The organism is Sphingomonas sp. (assembly GCF_035910975.1).
Classification (GTDB): Bacteria; Pseudomonadota; Alphaproteobacteria; order Sphingomonadales; family Sphingomonadaceae; genus Sphingomonas.
Genome location: NZ_JAMHWM010000029.1, coordinates 698,392 through 717,493 on the forward strand (window position 1 = coordinate 698,392; position 19,102 = coordinate 717,493).

Genomic DNA, 19,102 nt, shown 5'->3' on the forward strand with positions numbered 1-19,102 from the left:
GCCTATGTCGCGGAACGCCCCTCTGACGCAAGACTGTTGCGCACATCATCGATCATTCGCGCCACCATATCGCACCAGCGGGCGATCCCCGCGGTGTCGCGGATCAGGTCGTTGCGCACCTCGACATTGACGGCCGCGATGTCGCCGGTGGCGTGGGCGTCCAGCGTCGCATTGTAGAGCGCACCGGGATAGGGTTCGTTGTCACCGACGATCAACCCCTCGCCGCGCAGAAAGGCGATCGCGGGCAGCGCGGCGGCGCGATGGTGCTCGCCATAGAGGATGCCCGCCTGCCACGGACGATCGATCGCCCCCGCCCCCTCCAGTCGCGAGGTGAAGCTGTGGATCGCGACGATCAGGCGCGGGCGGTGCGCCGCGATGCGATCAGCGATCGCGCGGTGATAGGGCGCGTGGAACGCCGCGATGCGCGCGGCAACATCGATATCGATGTTGCCGGGGATGGGGTGCCCGTCGCTCGCCTCGGGCACCAGCCCGGCCTGGTCGAGGGCGCGGTTCAGGTCGATCACGAGCCGTGAGACCGTGCCCAGCACTGCCGGCGCGCCGGTGGCTTCCGCCAGCGCGCGGGTGAGCGGGCCGGCGCCGATATCCCAGGCGATGTGCTTGTCGAGCAGTGCCGGGGCGATGCCGAGCGTGATGCCGTCGGGGACCATGTTCGCAGCATGATCGCACAGCAGGAGGACCTCGCCGGTACCTTCGATGATCTCCGCACTCACCGCGTACGGTTCCGGAAGACGGCGAGCCGCTCGACGAACTCGGTGCCACCGAATGCGGCGTCGAAGCCTGCGTCGGCATTGCCGGGATCAGCGATGGTGCGTTTCAGGAGGCGAACCGCGCCGGGGGCATTCGCCGCGACCTGCGCCGCGAGAGCTTCCGCCGTCGGAACAGCCTCCGCCGCGCGAAGGTGCGCGAGGCCGATGCGCGCCGCCTCGTCGGCGTCGATCGGCTGGGCAGCGAACAGCATCCGCGCCGCCTGCCCGCGCCCGACGCGATCGGCCAGCCGCGCGACGTCGCCACCCGGATAGCCGATTCCCAATTTTGCCGGAGTGGTGGCAAAGACGGCGCGGTCCCCGGCGACGACGATATCGCAGGCAAGTGCCAGCGCCACCGCCGCGCCGTAGCAGCCGCCGTCGATCGCGGCGATCACCGGCATCGGCAGCGCGGCGATTCCCTCGATCGCCGCCGCCATGCGTGCTCGAAACGCCGCGCGGCCGGGCACATCCTCGCCCAGGATCGCGAGATCGGCGAGGTCGGCCCCTGCGGAGAAGATGCCTGGAACGGCGGACCCAAGGATGACCGCCGCCGCGTCGCTCGCCGCTACAGCGCCTACCGCCCCGGCAAGCGCATTCCAGCCGGCGGTCGACAGCGCATTGCGGGCGGCGGGTCGATCGAGCGCGATGGTGACGATAGCGCCCGCGCGTCGCGTTACGATCATCGGGTGCCCCCCCGCCGGGGGAGGTGGCGGCCGGACGGACCGGCGGCCACCCGCGGACGCTTCGCTCCCGGCGCATGATCCGCTGTTGCAGGCCACAGCAGCTTTCGTGCCATCCGGCTTTCCCTCATGAAACGAGATGCGGTCGATGGCTTTTGTGCCAGAATGGAACACCCAACTGTCACGTCAGCACCGTTTCGAGACACCACCAGCCGGGATAGGCACCACGGATCGCCGCCGCGCCGGCTTCGCGCGCCGCGCCGGCATCGAACAGCGCGAAGCAGGTCGCGCCCGATCCCGACATGCGGACCACCGTGACGCCATCGAGCCGATCGAGCGCGTCGATCACCTCGCCGATCACCGGGGCAATGAGCTTGGCGGGTACGGCTAGGTCGTTGCGTCCATCGCGTGCGATCGACCAGGCATCGCCCTCGGGTATCGCTCCGCGATCGACGCCGTCCCACGCCGCGAACACCCGTGCAGTCGACACCGCGACATTCGGGTTGACCAGCAGCACCGGCGTGCCGGCCAGCCCGCTCACCGGCCGCAAGACCTCGCCGCGCCCGATGCCTAACGCAGTGCGGCCGGTCAGGCAGGCGGGCACGTCCGATCCCAGCGCGGCGGCGACCGCATGGACGCGGCGATCGTCGGCGGGAATCCCGGCGATCCGGCTGGCGACGCGCAGCATCGCCGCGGCGTCGGACGATCCGCCGCCGATGCCCGACGCGACCGGCAACCGCTTGACCAGGTCGATCGACAGCGGGGGCAGCGGCGCGACATCGCGCGCGAAGGCGGCGGCTGCACGCAGCACCAGATTGCCGCCCTCGCCCGCCAGCCCGGCGGCGAACGGGCCGGTGACGGTGAAGCCCGCCTCCCCGGCGACATCGACCCGAAGTTCGTCCCCGTCCTCGACGAAGGCGAAAAGCGTCTCCAGCTCATGATAGCCGTCCTCGCGCCGCGCGCGGACGTGCAGCGCCAGGTTGAGCTTGGCGGGCGCGCGCTCGACGATCGTCACGTCAGTCGGCCAGTCCGTCGGCCAGCTTGCCCGTGATCCGGGTGGCGTCTTCGCCATCGGCGAACACCGCCGCCGCGCGCCAGGCATAGCGCGCGTCGAACCGGCGCCCGAGCATCCAGTAGACGTCGCCCAGATGCTCATTGATCGTGACGTCGCCCGGCTCGGCCCGTGCGGCGCGCTCAAGCAGCGGCAGCGCCCTGGCGGGCTGATCCGACTTCACATAGGCCCAGCCGAGCGAGTCGGTGATCGCCGCGTCGTCCGGCGCGAGAGCCGATGCGCGTTCGAGCAGCGCGCGGGCACGGGTGACGTCCTCGCCGCGCTCCAGCTTGGTATAGCCCAGATAATTTAGCGCATGCGGCTCACGCGGGGCGAGTTCCACCGCGCGCTCGAGCAACGGCTTGGCCTCAGCCCAGCGACCGGCGCGGTCCAGCGCACCGCCCTGCTGCATGTAGAGCAGCCAGTCGGCCTTCGCGCCGCTGCGCGCGATCGCGACGCCATAGGCATCGGCCGCCTCGGCGAAGCGATCGGCGCCGACCAGCAGATCGCCCAGCCGCTGCGCCTCGTCGGGGCCGGCGCCCTTTGCGGCGGACAACTGACGCGCGAGGTCGATCGCGCGATCGGTGTCGCCGGATCGCGACACGATGGTGGTCGCCATTGTCCGCGCAGCCGCCACGTACGGCCCCTTGGCGTTGACCCCGTCGAGCAGGGTCAGCGCCGGCGCCTGCGCTCCGGCATTGGACAAGGCCCCGGCCAGCGTCAGCCGCGCGCGATCGTCACCGCGATCAATCTCCAGCGCGGCGCGGGTCAGCGAGATCGCCAGCGGCCGGGCATCGCCATCCACCAGATCGCCCGCCAGCCGGACGAACAACCGCGAGATGCCGAACGCGGCGCTGGGCCTGGTCCCCCGCCGCAGGCCGGCGCGCACCGCCGACAGCACCGGATCGTCGCCGGCGAGCAGTCCCTCGCCCTGCCGACGCTCGCCGGCCCCGGCCAGCAGTTGCGCCGCAGCGACGCGAAGGGCCGGATTGTCGGCGCCGTCGGCGATCAGCGCACGAAGGGCGGCAACGCCCTCCGCCTTCCTGCCGCCCGCGATCAACAACAGCGCGCGATTCTCCGCGGCGAAGCGACGGACCAGCGCGCCCTTGTCGCCATCGACCAGCAGCGCCTCGGGCGCGGCGTCGCCGCGACCCAGCGCGATCCACGCCTTGACCGGCCCGACCAGAAAATCGATCGCCCCGGCGCCCAACCGGTCGGCGGCGGCGTCTGCGGCACCCCAGTCCTTTGCGCGCACCGCGTCGGCGATTTCGAGCAGCGCGGCATCGGGAACCGGGGTCTTCGCCGCCGCGAGGATGCCCGCCGCGGTCCGTGCCAGCGCCATGTCTCCGGCGATCAGTGCGCGGCGATAGGCGCGGCCGGCGATCGCCACATTGCCCGGATCCGCCTGGAGCGCGGCGCGGTAGCCGACCGTCGCCGCCTCGCTGCTGCCGTCCGCTTCCGCCGCGCGGGCGCGGGCATAGGCGGCCAGCGACGGCGGCACGTCGGCATGGGCAGGCACCGCGCCGGCCAGCGCGCCGGCGGCGATCAGCACGCCGCGGGATACCGGTCTACATATTGGGATAGTTCGGCCCTCCGCCGCCTTCGGGGACGACCCAGTTGATGTTCTGGGTTGGGTCCTTGATGTCGCACGTCTTGCAGTGGACGCAGTTCTGGGCGTTGATGACGAACTTCGGCTCGCCGATATCCTCGCCCACCACCTCGTATACGCCCGCCGGGCAATAACGCTGCGCCGGTTCGTCGAACAGCGGCAGATCATAGGCGATCGGGATGTCCGGGTCGCGCAGGGTCAGGTGGACCGGCTGGTCCTCCTCATGGTTGGTGTTTGACAGGAACACCGACGACAGGCGATCGAAGGTCAGCTTGCCGTCAGGCTTGGGATAGGCGATCGGCTGGACCATATCCTTGCGCCACAGCGTCTCGTTATCGGGCTTGTGGTGCAGCGTGAACGGCACCTTCAGTCCCCAGTTCTCCAGCCACATGGTGACGCCGGCCAGCCCTGACCCCACGGTGTCGCCGAATTTCTTGACCAGTGGCACGACGTTGCGGACGACGCCCAGTTCCTGCTTCACCCAACTCGCGTCGAACGCGGCGGGATAGGCTTCCAGCTCGTCATTTTCGCGGCCAGCCTGCACGGCAGCGAAGGCGGCCTCGGCCGCCATAGTGCCCGATTTCATCGAGGTGTGCGTACCCTTGATCCGCGGCACGTTGAGGAAGCCGGCGCTGTCGCCGATCAGCGCGCCGCCGGGGAACACCAGCTGCGGGATCGACTGCAACCCGCCGTCGCTGATCGCCCGCGCGCCATAGGATACCCGCTTGCCGCCCTCCAGTATCTCGGCGATCGCGGGGTGGGTCTTCCACCGCTGCATCTCCTGGAACGGCGAGAGATAGGGGTTGGTGTAGCTGAGCCAGGTGACGAAGCCCAAGGCGACCTGCCCGTTCGCCTGATGATAGAGGAAACCGCCGCCGTTCGAGCCCGACGTTTCGCTGAGCGGCCAGCCCTGGGTGTGGATGACCCGGCCCGGCTCATGCTTGTCAGGCGCGATGTCCCACAGCTCCTTGACGCCGATGCCGTAGATCTGGGGATCGACATCCTTCGCCAGCTCGAAGGTGCGGATCATCTCCTTGGTCAGGTGCCCGCGCACGCCCTCGGCGAACAAGGTGTATTTTGCGTGGAGTTCCAAGCCCGGCTGGTAATCGGCCTTGTGCGTGCCGTCGCGCGCGACGCCCATGTCGCCGGTCGCGACGCCCTTCACCCGGCCCTTCTCGTCGAACAGCACCTCGGCGGCGGCAAAGCCGGGGAAGATTTCCACCCCCAGCTCCTCGGCCTTGCCCGCCAGCCAGCGGCACAAGCTGCCCAGGCTGCCGGTGTAGGTGCCCTTGTTGTGCATGAAGCCGGGGGTAAGAAAATGCGGCAGGCCGAATTTCCCCTTCTTCGTCAGCACCCAATGCTGGTTGTCGTTCACCGGCACCTCGGCCAGCGGACAGCCGTCGTCGCGCCACGTCGGCAGGAATTCATCCAGCGTGCGCGGATCGATCACCGCGCCCGACAGGATGTGCGCGCCGACCTCCGAACCCTTTTCGAGCACGCAGACAGAAAGCTCGACGCCGCTTTCCGCCGCCAGCTGCTTCAGGCGGATCGCCGCCGACAGGCCCGCCGGCCCGGCGCCGACGATCACCACGTCGTAAGGCATCGACTCCCGGTCGGCCATGTGTCGCATCTCCCTCGATCGCCCATCGCGTTCGCGGGGCGTTTTGTCGGCATCCCGGTTTCAGCAGATTGACGGCTGCGTCAAGGCGTTGTCCAAGCGGTCACCATGGGGGCCGACCAACAGATCGACTGGGCGACGGGCGCGGTGAGCGTGCTCGACTGGTGGCGCGAAGCCGGGGTCGATGTGCTGGTCGACGACGCGCCGCGCGACTGGCTGGCGCGAACGCCCCCGCCGCCGCCCCTGGCCGCACAGGCCGTAACGGAAGCCGCGCCCGCCGCCCTGCCCGACACGATCGAGGCTTTCGTCGCCTGGCGCACCGGCCCGGCTGCGCCCGAGGGCCCCGCGGCGATCTACGCCGAAGGCGACCCGGCCGCCGCGATCATGGTCGTGGTCGATTATCCGGAGGGTGATGGTCTGATCGGCGGCGCGGCGGGCGTCCTGTTCGACGGGATGATGGCGGCGATCGGGACCGACCGCGCCGGCGTATATCTGACGACCTTCATAACCGCGCGGCCGCTGGGGGGAAGGATCGCGCCGGAAATGACGCCGCGTCTCGCCGAACTGACCACCCATCACATCGCGCTCGTCCGGCCGCGGCGCCTGCTGCTGCTCGGCCAAGCGTTGAGCCGTGCGTTCGGCGGGACGGATGCCCCTGCCCCCACAAGAAATTTACGCGCCATTAACCTAGAAAACGGCACGGTCGAGGCCGTCGCGAGCCTGCATCCGCGCTACCTTCTGGATCATCCCGAACGGAAGCGGCTGGCCTGGGACGACCTGCAGTTGTTGATGAGGGGACAGCGCTGATGCGCCCAGCTTTCATGCTCGCACTGATGGCCACAGCCATCCCGGCGGTGGCGCACGCCAGCGAGCCGTCTGCCGACGCGAAGTTCCCGACCGCCTCCGCCGCGCCGAAGGGCGACGGCATCCCCGACCAGCTCGACGGCGATCAGCGCGCCGCCTACCGCGCCGTGTTCGCCGCGATCCGCGCTGGGCGCTGGAGCGATGCGCAGATCCAGCTCGACGCGATGAAGCCGGGGCCGCTCCATGCCGCCGCGCGCGCCGAACTCTACACCGCCAAGGGCTCGCCCCGCGTCGAATTGGCCCCGCTGGTCGCGCTGATCGCCGAGGCGCCAGAGATGCCGCGCGCGGCGCAGCTCGCCCGGCTGGCAAAAACGCGCGGCGCCGAAGCGCTGCCCGAACTGCCGTTGGAACAGAAGCTGATCTGGTTCGACGGCGCCCCCAACCGCCGCCGCGCCTCGACCGTGCGCAGCGACGCCGCCGCCGCCGCGCTCACCAACCTGATGCAGCCCTTCATAAAGGAGGATCGCGGGTCGGAAGCCGAGGCGCTGGTGGAATCACGCGCCGGGCAGCTGACGCCCGAGGCGCTGACCGAATGGCGCCAGCGGGTGGCGTGGATCTACTACGCCGCAGGCGATGACGCCTCTGCGCGCCGCGTGTCGGCGCTGGCGCAGGGTGGCAGCGGCGAATGGGCAGCCCAGGCCGATTGGGTCGCCGGCCTGTCCGCATGGCGCCTGAAGGATTTCCCGAGCGCCGCCGCCGCGTTTGCCGGCGTTGCCCGCCGCGCCGCCGATGCCGATCTGCGCGCCGCCGGCCTCTACTGGGCCGCGCGCGCCGACATGGCCGCCGGCCGCCCCGATCTGGTCCAGCAGCGGTTGCAGGGCGCCGCGCAGTTCTCCGAAAGCTTCTACGGCCAGCTCGCGCGGCAGGCGCTGGGCGTCACCGCACCACTGACCGCTGCGGGCGAAAAGACCACCGCCGACGACTGGCGTGACCTGTCGCGCCGCCCCAACGTCCGCGTCGCCGCCGCCCTGGTCGAGATCGGCGAGACCGACCTCGCCGACGAGGTGATCCGCCAGCAGGCGAAGATCGGCGCCGGCGATTATGACGCGCTGACCCGGCTTGCCGGCCGCATGAACCTGCCGACCACGCAGCTCTGGCTGTCGCACAACCGGCCTGCCGGCGCGCAGCCGACGATGGCGACACGCTATCCGGCGCCCAACTGGACGCCCGACGGCGGCTGGCGCGTCGACAAGTCGCTGGTGTTTGCCCACACGCTCCAGGAATCGCGCTTCCGCGCGGCGGTGGTCAGTCCCGCCGGCGCCTACGGTCTGATGCAGATCATGCCCGCCGCCGCGACCGATTTCTCGCGCGAACGCGGCGTTACCGTCGATCGTGCCGCGCTGACCCGTCCGTCGACCAATATGGAAGTCGGCCAGCGCCACCTCGAACGGCTGCGCGACATGGGCATCACCGGCGGACTGCTGCCCAAGGTGATCGCGGCATACAACGCCGGCCCGCTGCCGGTCAGCGTCTGGAACGCGCAGGCGCGCGACGGCGGCGATCCGCTGCTCTACATCGAGAGCATCCCGTACTGGGAAACGCGCGGTTACGTGATGACGGTGCTGCGCAACTACTGGATGTACGAAGGCCAGGCCGGCAAGAATTCGACCAGCCGCGCCGCACTGGCGCAGGGGCTCTGGCCCAAGTTCCCCGGCATGACTGGGGCGGGCGCGGTGCGCGTCTCCGCACGCAGCGGCGGGGGCACGACGTCGGGTGCCAATTGACGACAGCGTCGCGTTCCGCCCGGTGCGGATCGCGGTGCTCACCGTTTCCGACAGCCGCTCGCTGAGCGAGGACCGCTCGGGCGATACGCTGATCGCGCGGATCGAGGGCGCCGGCCATGTGCTCGCCGACCGCGCGCTGATCCGCGACGACGGCGATGCCATCATCCAGCAACTGGCGGGCTGGATCGATGACCCCATGGTCGATTGCGTCATCACCACGGGCGGCACCGGCGTGACCGGCCGCGATGTGACGCCAGAGGCGCTAGAGGCCGTCGCCGACAAGATGATCCCCGGCTTCGGCGAACTGTTCCGCTGGCTCAGCTTTGCCAAGATCGGCACCTCGACGATCCAGTCGCGCGCTACCGCCTGCGTAGCGCGCGGCACCTACATCTTCGCGCTGCCCGGATCGACCGGCGCGGTGAAGGACGGATGGGACGATATCCTGGCCAGCCAGCTCGATATCCGCCACCGCCCGTGCAACTTCGTGGAGTTGATGCCGCGGCTGATGGAACGATAGCGAGTCTTCCCGATCCGTTCGTGCTGAACCCGTCGAAGCACTGCCTTCTTCTTCGTGCTTTCGGCTATAGGGCTCGAAGAAAGACAGCCCGTCGACAAGCTCAGGGCGAACGGGACGTAATCAGAAACTCGCGCCGTCGACATTCTGTACGTCCAGCACGTCGAGAGCGATATCCGGCACGCAGCGCAGGTTCACCGCCACCATATCCTTGCCGTCCGGTCCCGTCCCGCTGGCGAACGGCTGGCATCCGCAGGTAGCGCAGAACCGGTGCGCCAGCACGTGCCGGTTGAAGCGATATTCGGTCAGCGCCTCCCCGCCCGTCGCGAGCGTAAAGGTGTCCGCCGGCACGAAGCTGAGCAGGAATCCCTTGCGCCGGCAGTGCGAGCAGTTGCAGCTCATGGCTGTGGTCGGCGCGTCGCCCTCCACCTCGAACGTCACCGCGCCGCAATGGCAGCTTCCCGAATAGGCCATACCAACTCTCCGTTCTTGCTTTGTTCTCAACCACGTCGTATCGAGGGCCATGCCCCTTGCCAAGCCTCGAGCCGTGCGCGGCGCCACGCTGAACCAGGAAAGCACGCGCTTCAACCTGCCTCGGACGGAGGCCGACGGCGACTGGCTCGACACGCGCGACGATATCGACGGCGCCCCGCCGCCGCTGCGCACCACGGTGACGGTGGAGCAACCCAGGACGATCATCACGCGCAACACCTCGCCCGACGTGCCGTTCGATCGCTCGATCAATCCCTATCGCGGCTGCGAGCATGGCTGCATCTACTGCTTCGCGCGGCCGACGCATGCCTTTCACGACCTCTCGCCGGGGCTGGATTTCGAGACGAAGCTGTTCGCCAAGCCCGACGCCCCCGCCCTGCTCCGCACCGAACTGGCAAAGCCCGGCTATGTCTGTCGCCCGATCGCTTTCGGCACCAACACCGATCCGTACCAGCCGATCGAAGGCGACTGGCGGATCACCCGCGGATGCATCGAGGTGCTGGCCGAACTCGACCATCCGATCACCATCACCACCAAGTCCGACCGCGTGGTGCGCGACCTGGACCTGATCGCGCCGATGGCGGCGAAGGGGCTGGCGGCGGTGATGGTGTCGGTTACGTCGCTCGATCCGAAGGTGGCGATGACGGTGGAGCCGCGCGCGCCGCATCCCGAACGGCGGTTGGCGGCTATCCGCAAGCTCAGCGAGGCTGGCGTGCCGGTGCACATCTCGATTTCGCCGGTTATCCCCGCGATCACCGATCACGAGATCGAGCATCTGATCGCGCGCGGGGCGGAAGCCGGGGCCTATGCGGCGGGCTTCATCCCGGTACGGCTGCCGTACGAGGTCGCGCCACTGTTCGAGGCGTGGCTCGACACGCACTTCCCCGATCGCAAGGCCAAGGTGATGGCGACGATCGCAAGCCTGCGCGGGGGCCGCCGCAACGATCCCGAATTCTTCAGCCGGATGCGCGGCCAAGGGCCGTGGGCCGACCTGCTGCGCACCCGCTTCCATATCGCCTGCCGCAAGCACGGGCTGAATGGAGAGAGACGGGTGCTGCGGACGGACTTGTTCCGCCCGCCGAAAGGGCCTCAAGGGGATTTGTTCGAGTGAGATAAGCGACGTTGATTTTTCTCGATAAGTTCTTCCGTTCGTGCTGAGCTTGTCGAAGCACTGTCCTTCTTCTCTCCCGGACGAAGAGAAGGACAGCCCTTCGACAAGCTCAGGGCGAACGGGGTAGTTGGATGCTCGCCACTCTATCGTCGATGTCGGTAGCGTAGCCAGATTAGCGCGCAGAGACTCGCACCGAGAAGCGCAATGCCCGCCCAAAACTCCATGCCGGAAAGCGGCATGATTACCGCCGGCTATCCATCAGCGGCTGGATGCGGGTGCCGAACGCCTCCACGCCCTCCAGGAAATCGTCGAAGGTCAGCAGGACGCCGCCGGTGTTGGGCACTTCGGCCATCTCGTCGAGCATCCGCGCGATGCTTTCATACGACCCGACCAGAGTGCCCATGTTGATGTTCACCGCCCCTTCCGGCGCGGCGAGCTGGCGGACGTTGGTGGTCGCGTTGTGCTTGTCGGCCGCGCCCTGATTGGCGAGCCAGGCGATCGCGTCCAGATCGACGCCGGCGTTGTAGCTCTGCCACTTCGCCATCGCCTCCTCATCGGTTTCGGCGGCGATAATCATGACGAGCACGAACACGCTGACGTCGCGCCCGGTCTTTTCGAGAGCCACCGCCAGCCGTTCGTTGTTGAAGGCGAAGGCGGTCGGCGTGTTGACCCCCTTGCCCAGGCAGAAGGCATAGTCCGCCCATTTGGCGGAGAAGGCCAACCCCTCGTCCGACGATCCCGCGCAGATGATCTTCATGTCGCCCTGCGGCTGCGGCCGGACGAGACAGTCATCCATCTGGTAATACTCGCCCTTCAGGTCGCTGCGCCCCGTCTCCCAAAGTTCGCGCAGGATCTGCGCATATTCGTCGAGCATCCGATAGCGATTGCGGAAATGCTCGTCGCCCGGCCACAGCCCCATCTGGCTGTATTCGGGCTTCTGCCACCCGGTGATGAGGTTCAGCCCGAAGCGACCGTGGCTGATCGAATCGATCGTGTTGCACATCCGCGCGGCAAAGGCCGGCGGGATGACCAAGGTCGGGCAGGTCGCGTAGATCTTGATCCGTTCGGTGACGGCGGCGAGCCCGGCCATCAGCGTGAAGCTTTCCAGGCCATATTCCCAGAATTCGGTCTTTCCGCCGAACCCGCGCAATTTTATCATCGACAGCAGGAAATCGAGGCCGTGCTCCTCGGCCTTCAGCGCGATCGCCTTGTTCATGTCGAAGCTCGGCTTGTACTGCGGCGCATTCTCCGAGATCAGCCAGCCGTTGTTGTTGATGGGAACGAAGACGCCGACCTGCATGGGGTAAACTCCTGTCAGCGCAGCCAGTCGGCGACGCGGGCGTTGAAATCGTCGGGACGGGTGACGTTGCAGGCGTGGCCGCCCCACGTCATCGACGCGAGCTTCGCGCCGGGGATCGCGTCGGCGAGCAGTTCGGAAGCAGCCGCTGGCACCAGCATGTCGTCGTCGGCCGCGAGGCACATCACCGGGATATTGATCGCGCCGAGCCCGGGCCCCGGATCAAAAGTGCGCACCGCGTGAATGCGCCGCTCGACCGTTTCCTGACCCGGAAAATGCTCGATTTGCTCGACTTCGGCCCGCAACAATGCGGCATCGTTGCGGGAGATATACGCCGGTGGAAACAGGAACAAAGGTTGGGCATGGAGATAGGCGCGCGGCCCGCTGTCGCGCAGCAGCGCCAGCCGCGTGTCGAAGCAGCGCGCGGTATGCGGATCGAGGCTCGCCCAGCCGTTGACCACCATCAGCCGCTGAAGCCGCCCCGGCTGGGCAATGGCGAGCGCGAGGCCGATCAGCCCGCCCAGCGCATGGCCGACGAACGCCGGCGGCTCGTCGAGCGCGAGTTCGTCGAGCAGGTCGGCGACATCCTGCGCCATCGCCTCCACCGTCATCGCGCCAAGCACCTTGCGTTCCGACTGGCCGGTCCCGCGATGATCATACACCAGCACGCGGTAATCGTCGGCCAGCGCGAGCAAATTGGGCTCCCAGTAACTCGCCAGCCCGCCCAACCCCGACGACAGGATCAGCGGCGGCGCGCCCTCGTCACCGTGCCATTCATAATGGATGCCCCCCGCGACCGGCATCAGAGGTGCGCCACCGAAGCGATCTCGACCAGGCAATCGGGCTTCACCAGATCGCATTTGATGCAATAGCGCGCGGGCTTGGCGCCGGAAAAATACTCGGCATAGACCTGGTTGAACGCGGCATAATCGTCCAGATTCTTCAGGAAGATGTGGTTCATCGCGACATCGGCCATCGTCGCGCCGGCCGCTTCCAGCGTGGTCTTTATGACCTCCAGCACGTGGCGCGTCTGCGCCGCCGCATCGCCGACATGGAGCACCGCCCCGCCCTCGCCCAGCGCCAGCACGCCCGAGACATAGACGGTGTTGCCCGCCCTCGCACCGGCCGAATAGGGCGCGATCGGGGTCGGGAACTGCGGAGGATTGATAGGTTCGAATGGCACTGTTGCACTCCTGCTTGCCGAAATCGGCGTCACGCTAGTCGCTATTTGGTCCACTGAGGCCGTCCATCCCCCCGGTGCTAGCGGTCCAGGTATCTTCGCCTTCACCGTGAACACGAGTTGGACGCAGGTTCCAAACCACGGCCACGATAATGAGAAGACCGAACGCGACGGTGACAAGCTGGCCAATGCTCATGCCGGCACCTGTCCGAAGCTGCCGCAGAAATCGGCGACGGTGGACACCCAGCCAAAGAACTTCTCGACATTGTAGACGGTCGCGTCCTGCATGGCGGGCGGGCCGAGGTGATGGGTCGCATCCTCCAGCATCACGCCGAAATATTCGAGGTGGAAGCCGTCGCGCAACGTGCTTTCGACGCACACGTTCGTGGCGATGCCGACGAACACGATGTTGCGGATGCCACGCGCGCGCAGGGTGCTGTCGAGCTGCGAATTGAAGAACGCCGAATAGCGCGTCTTGTGCAGGCTGATGTCGCCGGGCCGTGGCTTCAGCGCATCGACAAGGTCATAGTCCCACCCCCCGCGCGCGAGCAGTTGCCCGGCGAGTTCGGGGCGGCGACGCATCGTCTTGAGCGCGTTGGACTTGTGCCAGTTGGGCGATCCGGGGCCACCAGCCTCCGCATAATCGGCATCCCAGCCGTTCTGGAGATAGACCACCTGCACGCCCGCCGCGCGGGCGGTGTCGAGCACCTGCGCGATCTTGCCGATCGTACCCGCCGCGCCGGAAATGTCGAAGCCCGCCAGATCGACGTATCCACCGGGCGACGCATAGGCGTTCTGCATGTCGATGACGACGACCGCCGTCTCCTCCGGCTTGAGGCGCAGCGCCTCGGGCCGGGCGGGCAAGGTGACGCCCGCGTCGCCTGCGGTTCCGGTCGCGATCGTATCCATGCGCCTCCCGTACGGTTGCAGCGACGCATGCTGCCTCCTGGGCGACCGGAAGGCAAGGCGCGCTGCCACCCGTCATTCGCGAAGCAAGGTCAAGCCGCCGCCAGCTTGAAGTCCTTGTACTGCTTGCGGATCGCCGTCTTGAGCAGCTTGCCGGTCGCGGTGTGCGGCAGGTCGTCGACGAAATGGATTTCGTCCGGCAGCCACCATTTGGCGACATGCTTCACCAGATGCGCGGTGATCTCCTCCGGCGTCACGCTGCTGCCGGGCTTGCGCACCACCAGCAGGATCGGGCGCTCGTCCCATTTGGGATGATAGACGCCGATCGCCGCGGCTTCCGCCACGCCCGGACAGCCGACGGCGGCATTTTCCAGTTCGACCGAACTGATCCATTCGCCGCCGGACTTGATGACGTCCTTCGCGCGATCGGTGATCTGCATCGTTCCGTCGGGGTGCAGCGCGGCGACGTCGCCGGTATCGAACCAGCCCTCGGCGGTTACGCAATCCTCTTCCGCCCTGAAATATCGGCGGATAATCCACGGCCCGCGAATCTGAAGCCGGCCCGACGCGACGCCATCGCGCGGCAGCACGACATCCTCGTCATCGACGATGCGCAGTTCGACCCCGAACGGCACGCGGCCCTGGCGCACGGTGGTATCAACCTTCTGATCGAACGTAAGATCATCCCAGTCGGGGCTGGGGGCGCCCATCGTGCCGATCGGGGATGTTTCCGTCATGCCCCAGGCGTGATTGACGCGGACGCCCATCTTCATAATCCGCTCGATCATCGCGCGCGGCGCGGCCGATCCGCCGATGGTGACGACCTTCAGGTGCCGGGGTTCCTCGCCGCTTTCGTCCATATGCTGGAACATCGCGAGCCAGACGGTCGGCACGCCGGCCGAATGCGTCACCTTCTCGCTGTTCATCAGGTGGCACAGCACCTTGGCCTCGTTGATCGCGGAGAACACGAACTTGACGCCCGCCGCCGCCCCCGCGAACGGCAGACCCCAGCCGACCGCGTGGAACATCGGCACCACCGGCAGCGCGACGCCGCGACTGTCGAGATCGAACACCGCCGGCTGCATTTCCGCCAGCGCGTGGATCATCGTCGAACGGTGGGTATAGAGCACGCCCTTGGGATCGCCCGTCGTGCCGCTGGTATAGCAGAGCAGGCAGGGCTCGCGCTCCGGCCCCTCGACCCAGGCGTAATCGCCGTCCTCGGCATCGAGCAGCGCGTCGAACTCGCCATCGTCGAAGCAGACATAGTGGCGGATCGTCGTCCACTGCGGCTTCATCCGTTCGACGATCGGCGCGAACATCTTGTCGTAAAGGAGAACCTGATCCTCCGCATGGTTGGCGATATAGGCGAGCTGATCGTCGAACAGCCGCGGGTTGATCGTGTGCAGCACGCCACCCATGCCGATCGTGCCGTACCAGCTCGTCAGGTGATGCTGGTGGTTCATCGCCAGTGTGCCGACGCGATCGCCGGGTTTCACGCCCAGCCGCTCGAGTGCCTGCGCCAGCCGGCGGGCATCGCGGTGGATGCCGGCCCAGTCGCTGCGCGTGACCCGCCCGTCGAACCAGCGGGTGACGATCTCGCGCATGCCATGTTCACGCGCGGCATGGTCGATCAGGCGCGGAACGCGCAGTTCCATGTCCTGCATCGTGCCCAGCATCCGTCTCTCCTTCTCGTCGCCTGTCGTTGGCCGACAAGGTGCGGAAAAGGCGCCAGCTTGGCAAGCGCGGCGGGCTATCCGGCGAGCCGCGAGGCCCGTTCGCCGCCGTCGTCCGCGTCCAGCGCGACCTCCTCGACGCCGGGCAGGCGCCCGACCGCGTCCGCGAGTTCCGGATCGATACGGAAATCGGCGCCCAAAACGACCAGCGCCGCCCCGCCTTCGGGAAGCGCGGCACGTATCTCGACGCTGCCCCGCCCGCCGCGCACCGGCTCCAGCAGCCGGGCGAGCGCCTCCAGCACCTGCGGCACCGCGATCGCGCAACGCAGCGTCATTCGCGCCGCGCTCGCCATTTCCTCAAGCGGCAGGATGCGGCGGACGGTCACCCGCGCGCTATCCTCGCCGGCACGGCGATCGAGTTCCACGGTCAGCAGGCCGCACCCGCCGGCGCGGGACTCATCCTCCAGGTTTTTCGCGACATCCTCGTCGAAACAGGTAGCCGGCACCTGCCCTGACTGGTCGCTGAGCGTCATCATCAGATAGCGGTTGCCGCGCGCGGAGGTGCGCCAGCGCGCATCCTCGATCAGCGCGGCGATCTTGGCGCCGGAACGCCCGCCCTCCGCCACCGGCACCTCGCCCAGCGCGGCGATCGGCCGCGCGCCCTGCCCGCGCGCGAGATGGGCGTAGCGATCGAGCGGATGCGCGGAGAAGAAGAACCCGAACGCCTCCTTTTCCGCCTCGATCGCCTCGGCCAGCGACCATCGCGCATTCTTCGGCAGCTCGATCGTGACGCGGCCCGGCTCGGCCTCGCCGAACAGCCCGCCCTGCCCGCTGGCCCGGTTGGCGTGGGTGCTGGCGGCGACCGCGAGCAGCATCTCGGCCGCGGCATGGACCCCGGTCCGGTTGGGATCGATCGAATCGAAAGCGCCCGCCGCCGCCAGCGTCTCGACCTGTCTTTTGTTGAGCAGGCGGGGATCAACGCGCCGGGCGAGATCATCGAGCGACTCGAAGGGGCCGTTGGCGACCCGTTCCTCGACCAGTTGTTCCATCGCACGCTCGCCGACGCCCTTGAGCGCGCCCAGCGCATAGCGGACGGCATACCCCTCGTCGTCACCCTGCGGCTCGACGGAAAATTCGGCCTCGCTGGCGTTGAGGTCGGGCGGCAGTATCGCGATGCCCGCCCGCTTCATGTCGTCGGTGAAGATCGCCAGCTTGTCGGTCTGGTGGATGTCGAAGCACATCGACGCGGCGAAGAATTCCTCGCGGTAATGCGCCTTCAGCCACGCCGTCTGATAGGCGAGCAGGGCATAGGCGGCCGCGTGCGACTTGTTGAAGCCATAGCCAGCGAACTTGTCGATCAAATCGAACAGCTGGTTGGCGTAGCTTTCCGGGATCTGGTTGTGCGCCGCGCAGCCCTCGACGAAAGTCGCACGCTGCGCGTCCATTTCCGCCTGAATCTTCTTGCCCATCGCGCGGCGCAGCAGGTCGGCGCCGCCCAGCGAATAGCCGGCCAACACCTGCGCCGCCTGCATCACCTGTTCCTGATAGACGAAGATGCCGTAGGTTTCCGCCAGGATCGGCTCCAGCAGCGGGTGCGGGTAGGCGACCGCCTCCCGCCCGTTCTTGCGCGCGCCGAAGCTGGGGATATTGTCCATCGGACCCGGCCGGTAGAGCGAGACCAGCGCGATGATGTCGCCGAAGTTCGACGGGCGCACGGCGCTGAGCGTGCGGCGCATCCCGTCCGATTCGAGCTGGAACACCCCCACCGTATCGCCGCGCTGGAGCAGGTCGTAGACGCCGGGATCGTCCCATTCGAGCGTGTCGAGATCGACCGCGATTCCGCGCTTCGCCAGCAGCTCGACCGCCTTCTTGAGCACCGACAGCGTCTTGAGGCCGAGGAAGTCGAACTTCACCAGCCCCGCGCCCTCGACATATTTCATGTCGAACTGCGTCACCGGCATGTCGGAACGCGGATCGCGGTATAGCGGGACGAGCTGCGCCAGCGGCCGATCGCCGATCACCACGCCGGCCGCATGGGTGGAGGAATGGCGCGGCAGCCCCTCCAGCTTCTGCGCCAGATCGAGCAGGTGGCGGACGTCGCTGTGGTTCTTGTATTCCGCCGCGAGTTCCGCGACGCCGTTCAGCGCGCGTTCCAGCGTCCACGGATCGGTCGGATGGTTGGGGATCAGGCCGGCGAGGCGGTTGACCTGACCATAGCTCATCTGGAGCACGCGGCCGGTGTCCTTCACCACCGCGCGCGCCTTCAGCTTTCCGAAGGTGATGATCTGCGCGACCTTGTCATGGCCGTAGCGTTCCTGGACGTAGCGGATCACCTCGCCCCGCCGGGTTTCGCAGAAATCGATGTCGAAGTCGGGCATCGACACGCGTTCGGGATTGAGAAAGCGTTCGAACAGCAGCCCCAGCTTGATCGGGTCGAGATCGGTGATCGTCAGCGCCCAGGCGACGACAGAACCGGCGCCCGAGCCACGTCCCGGACCGACCGGAATGTCATGGTCCTTCGCCCATTTGATGAAATCGGCGACGATCAGGAAATAGCCGGGGAACCCCATGCCGATGATGACGTCGAGCTCGAAATCGAGGCGTTCGCGATAATTCCGGACCGCCGCGTCATCGGCGATCCCCGCCTTCTCCAGCCGCATCGTCAGACCGGCATGCGCATCGGCGCGCAGCTTCGCCGCCTCCCCCTCCAGGTCGCCGGCCAGCGTCGGCAGGATCGGCTTGCGCTTCGGCGCCGCGACGGCGCAGCGTTGCGCGACGACCAGCGTATTGGCAATCGCTTCCGGCAGGTCGGCGAACATCTCCCGCATCGCCGTCGCCGGTTTCATCCACGCATCGGGCGATGAGCGGCGGCGATCGTCGCTGGTGACGTAGCTGGAACTGGCGATGCACAGCATCGCGTCATGCGCCTCATGAAACGCGCTCTCCGCGAAGCAGCAGGGGTTGCTGGCGACCAGCGGCAAGTCGCGGGCATAGGCCAGGTCGAGCAGCGCGGGCTCGGCGCGCCCCTCCACCGCATCGAGCCGGCGGACGATCTCGATATAGAGGCGCTCCGGGAACAGCGCCTCCAGCCGTGCGGCGTAGGCATTGGCCGCGTCGTGCTGATCGTCGGCGAGCAGCCGGGCAAGCGCCCCCTCCCCGCCCGCCGTCAGCGCGATCAGCCCGTCGGTATGCCCCTCCAGCCCCTCGAGCGTGACGTGCGCGTCCTCTTCGACCGGGCGGCCGAGGTGCGCCAGGCTGACGAGTGCGCAGAGATTGTCATAGCCCGCCTGGTCCTGCGCATAGAGCGCCAGCCAGTCGATCGGCGCCTCGACACCCTCGGGCACCGGCCGCTTGACCGCCAGCAGCGTGCCGACGATCGGCTGGACGCCGGCATCGCGACAGGCGTCGCCGAACGCCATCGCCGCGTAGAGCCCGTTGCGATCGGTCAGCGCGACGGCGGGAAAGCCCAATTCCTTCGCGCGCTTGGCGATCGCCTTGGGCTCGATCGCCCCTTCGAGCATCGTGTATGACGAGAAGACGCGAAGGGGGACGAAACCGGTGTGCGGCATGCGGCATGGGGTAGGCGTTGCGGGTCGATTCTGGAAGGGCGACCGGG

General features: G+C 67.9%; 16 protein-coding genes. 4 read left to right on the forward strand and 12 right to left on the reverse strand.

Going from position 1 to position 19,102, the window contains the following annotated elements:
- Positions 1-2: 2 nt before the first annotated feature.
- The 5 genes from VYI76_RS09815 to VYI76_RS09835 all read right to left on the reverse strand — a co-directional run bounded on the left by VYI76_RS09815 (position 3) and on the right by VYI76_RS09835 (position 5,728).
- A complete protein-coding gene (locus tag VYI76_RS09815; protein ID WP_326524570.1) occupies positions 3-731 on the reverse strand; it encodes an N-formylglutamate amidohydrolase in 729 nt (242 codons plus the stop codon).
- The gene (locus VYI76_RS09820) at positions 728-1,450 is read right to left on the reverse strand and encodes an enoyl-CoA hydratase/isomerase family protein (protein ID WP_326524571.1); all 723 of its coding nucleotides are present in this window, start codon (positions 1,448-1,450) and stop codon (positions 728-730) included. Before VYI76_RS09820 ends, VYI76_RS09815 begins: the two co-directional genes overlap by 4 nt.
- 178 nt (positions 1,451-1,628) lie before the next feature.
- Entirely contained in the window at positions 1,629-2,519 is an 891-nt protein-coding gene (locus VYI76_RS09825; RefSeq protein ID WP_326524572.1) for a 4-(cytidine 5'-diphospho)-2-C-methyl-D-erythritol kinase, read from the reverse strand.
- Positions 2,464-4,050 (reverse strand): tetratricopeptide repeat protein, encoded by a 1,587-nt coding sequence (locus VYI76_RS09830; protein WP_326524573.1) that lies wholly within the window; start codon positions 4,048-4,050, stop codon positions 2,464-2,466. The genes VYI76_RS09825 and VYI76_RS09830 overlap by 56 nt, the downstream gene beginning before the upstream one ends.
- A 16-nt stretch (positions 4,051-4,066) precedes the next feature.
- Positions 4,067-5,728: an electron transfer flavoprotein-ubiquinone oxidoreductase gene (locus tag VYI76_RS09835; RefSeq protein WP_326524574.1), complete on the reverse strand. Its 1,662-nt coding sequence runs from the start codon at positions 5,726-5,728 to the stop codon at positions 4,067-4,069.
- A 105-nt stretch (positions 5,729-5,833) separates the two neighbouring features.
- On the opposite strand from VYI76_RS09835, the gene VYI76_RS09840 reads away from it, so the two are divergent.
- The 3 genes from VYI76_RS09840 to moaB are packed head-to-tail and all read left to right on the forward strand — an operon-like array spanning position 5,834 to position 8,830.
- Positions 5,834-6,532 carry a uracil-DNA glycosylase family protein gene (locus VYI76_RS09840; protein WP_326524575.1) on the forward strand — a complete coding sequence of 233 codons (699 nt, stop codon included), beginning with the start codon at positions 5,834-5,836 and terminating at the stop codon, positions 6,530-6,532.
- A gap of 26 nt (positions 6,533-6,558) precedes the next feature.
- Positions 6,559-8,313 (forward strand): lytic transglycosylase domain-containing protein, encoded by a 1,755-nt coding sequence (locus VYI76_RS09845; protein ID WP_326524576.1) that lies wholly within the window; start codon positions 6,559-6,561, stop codon positions 8,311-8,313.
- A complete protein-coding gene (gene moaB / locus VYI76_RS09850) occupies positions 8,303-8,830 on the forward strand; it encodes a molybdenum cofactor biosynthesis protein B (protein WP_326524577.1) in 528 nt (175 codons plus the stop codon). Before VYI76_RS09845 ends, moaB begins: the two co-directional genes overlap by 11 nt.
- Positions 8,831-8,950: 120 nt before the next feature.
- On the opposite strand, the gene VYI76_RS09855 is transcribed toward moaB, so the two are convergent.
- Complete coding sequence (locus VYI76_RS09855; protein ID WP_326524578.1) at positions 8,951-9,301, reverse strand: GFA family protein; 351 nt, start codon at positions 9,299-9,301, stop codon at positions 8,951-8,953.
- A gap of 49 nt (positions 9,302-9,350) precedes the next feature.
- Between VYI76_RS09855 and VYI76_RS09860 the strand changes: the two genes are divergently transcribed.
- Complete coding sequence (locus VYI76_RS09860) at positions 9,351-10,430, forward strand: PA0069 family radical SAM protein (RefSeq protein WP_326524579.1); 1,080 nt, start codon at positions 9,351-9,353, stop codon at positions 10,428-10,430.
- A gap of 241 nt (positions 10,431-10,671) precedes the next feature.
- Here the strand turns inward: VYI76_RS09860 and rutA are convergent, their stop codons facing one another.
- The 6 genes from rutA to dnaE all read right to left on the reverse strand — a co-directional run bounded on the left by rutA (position 10,672) and on the right by dnaE (position 19,055).
- On the reverse strand, positions 10,672-11,730 hold the full coding sequence (gene rutA / locus VYI76_RS09865) for a pyrimidine utilization protein A (RefSeq protein ID WP_326524580.1): 1,059 nt from the start codon (positions 11,728-11,730) through the stop codon (positions 10,672-10,674).
- Between the two features lie 14 nt (positions 11,731-11,744).
- Positions 11,745-12,530 carry a pyrimidine utilization protein D gene (rutD, locus tag VYI76_RS09870; protein WP_326524581.1) on the reverse strand — a complete coding sequence of 262 codons (786 nt, stop codon included), beginning with the start codon at positions 12,528-12,530 and terminating at the stop codon, positions 11,745-11,747.
- On the reverse strand, positions 12,530-12,910 hold the full coding sequence (gene rutC / locus VYI76_RS09875) for a pyrimidine utilization protein C (protein ID WP_326524582.1): 381 nt from the start codon (positions 12,908-12,910) through the stop codon (positions 12,530-12,532). The genes rutD and rutC overlap by 1 nt, the downstream gene beginning before the upstream one ends.
- A 189-nt stretch (positions 12,911-13,099) precedes the next feature.
- Positions 13,100-13,816, reverse strand: a complete 717-nt coding sequence (rutB, locus tag VYI76_RS09880; protein ID WP_326524583.1) for a pyrimidine utilization protein B — start codon at positions 13,814-13,816, stop codon at positions 13,100-13,102.
- Positions 13,817-13,905: 89 nt separating this feature from the next.
- Complete coding sequence (locus VYI76_RS09885) at positions 13,906-15,489, reverse strand: long-chain fatty acid--CoA ligase (RefSeq protein WP_326524584.1); 1,584 nt, start codon at positions 15,487-15,489, stop codon at positions 13,906-13,908.
- Positions 15,490-15,563: 74 nt separating this feature from the next.
- A complete protein-coding gene (gene dnaE / locus VYI76_RS09890; RefSeq protein WP_326524585.1) occupies positions 15,564-19,055 on the reverse strand; it encodes a DNA polymerase III subunit alpha in 3,492 nt (1,163 codons plus the stop codon).
- Positions 19,056-19,102 lie beyond the last annotated feature (47 nt).

Excerpts from the sequence above, each read along its gene's own strand:
- VYI76_RS09820 (WP_326524571.1), bottom strand. The coding sequence starts at position 1,450 with ATGATCGTAACGCGACGCGCGGGCGCTATCGTCACCATCGCGCTCGAT.
- VYI76_RS09825 (WP_326524572.1), bottom strand. The coding sequence starts at position 2,519 with ATGGCGAAGACGCCACCCGGATCACGGGCAAGCTGGCCGACGGACTGG.
- VYI76_RS09835 (WP_326524574.1), bottom strand. The coding sequence starts at position 5,728 with ATGGCCGACCGGGAGTCGATGCCTTACGACGTGGTGATCGTCGGCGCC.
- VYI76_RS09840 (WP_326524575.1), top strand. The coding sequence starts at position 5,834 with ATGGGGGCCGACCAACAGATCGACTGGGCGACGGGCGCGGTGAGCGTG.
- VYI76_RS09845 (WP_326524576.1), top strand. The coding sequence starts at position 6,559 with ATGGCCACAGCCATCCCGGCGGTGGCGCACGCCAGCGAGCCGTCTGCC.
- VYI76_RS09855 (WP_326524578.1), bottom strand. The coding sequence starts at position 9,301 with ATGGCCTATTCGGGAAGCTGCCATTGCGGCGCGGTGACGTTCGAGGTG.
- VYI76_RS09860 (WP_326524579.1), top strand. The coding sequence starts at position 9,351 with ATGCCCCTTGCCAAGCCTCGAGCCGTGCGCGGCGCCACGCTGAACCAG.
- rutA (WP_326524580.1), bottom strand. The coding sequence starts at position 11,730 with ATGCAGGTCGGCGTCTTCGTTCCCATCAACAACAACGGCTGGCTGATC.
- rutD (WP_326524581.1), bottom strand. The coding sequence starts at position 12,530 with ATGCCGGTCGCGGGGGGCATCCATTATGAATGGCACGGTGACGAGGGC.
- rutB (WP_326524583.1), bottom strand. The coding sequence starts at position 13,816 with ATGGATACGATCGCGACCGGAACCGCAGGCGACGCGGGCGTCACCTTG.
- VYI76_RS09885 (WP_326524584.1), bottom strand. The coding sequence starts at position 15,489 with ATGCTGGGCACGATGCAGGACATGGAACTGCGCGTTCCGCGCCTGATC.
- dnaE (WP_326524585.1), bottom strand. The coding sequence starts at position 19,055 with ATGCCGCACACCGGTTTCGTCCCCCTTCGCGTCTTCTCGTCATACACG.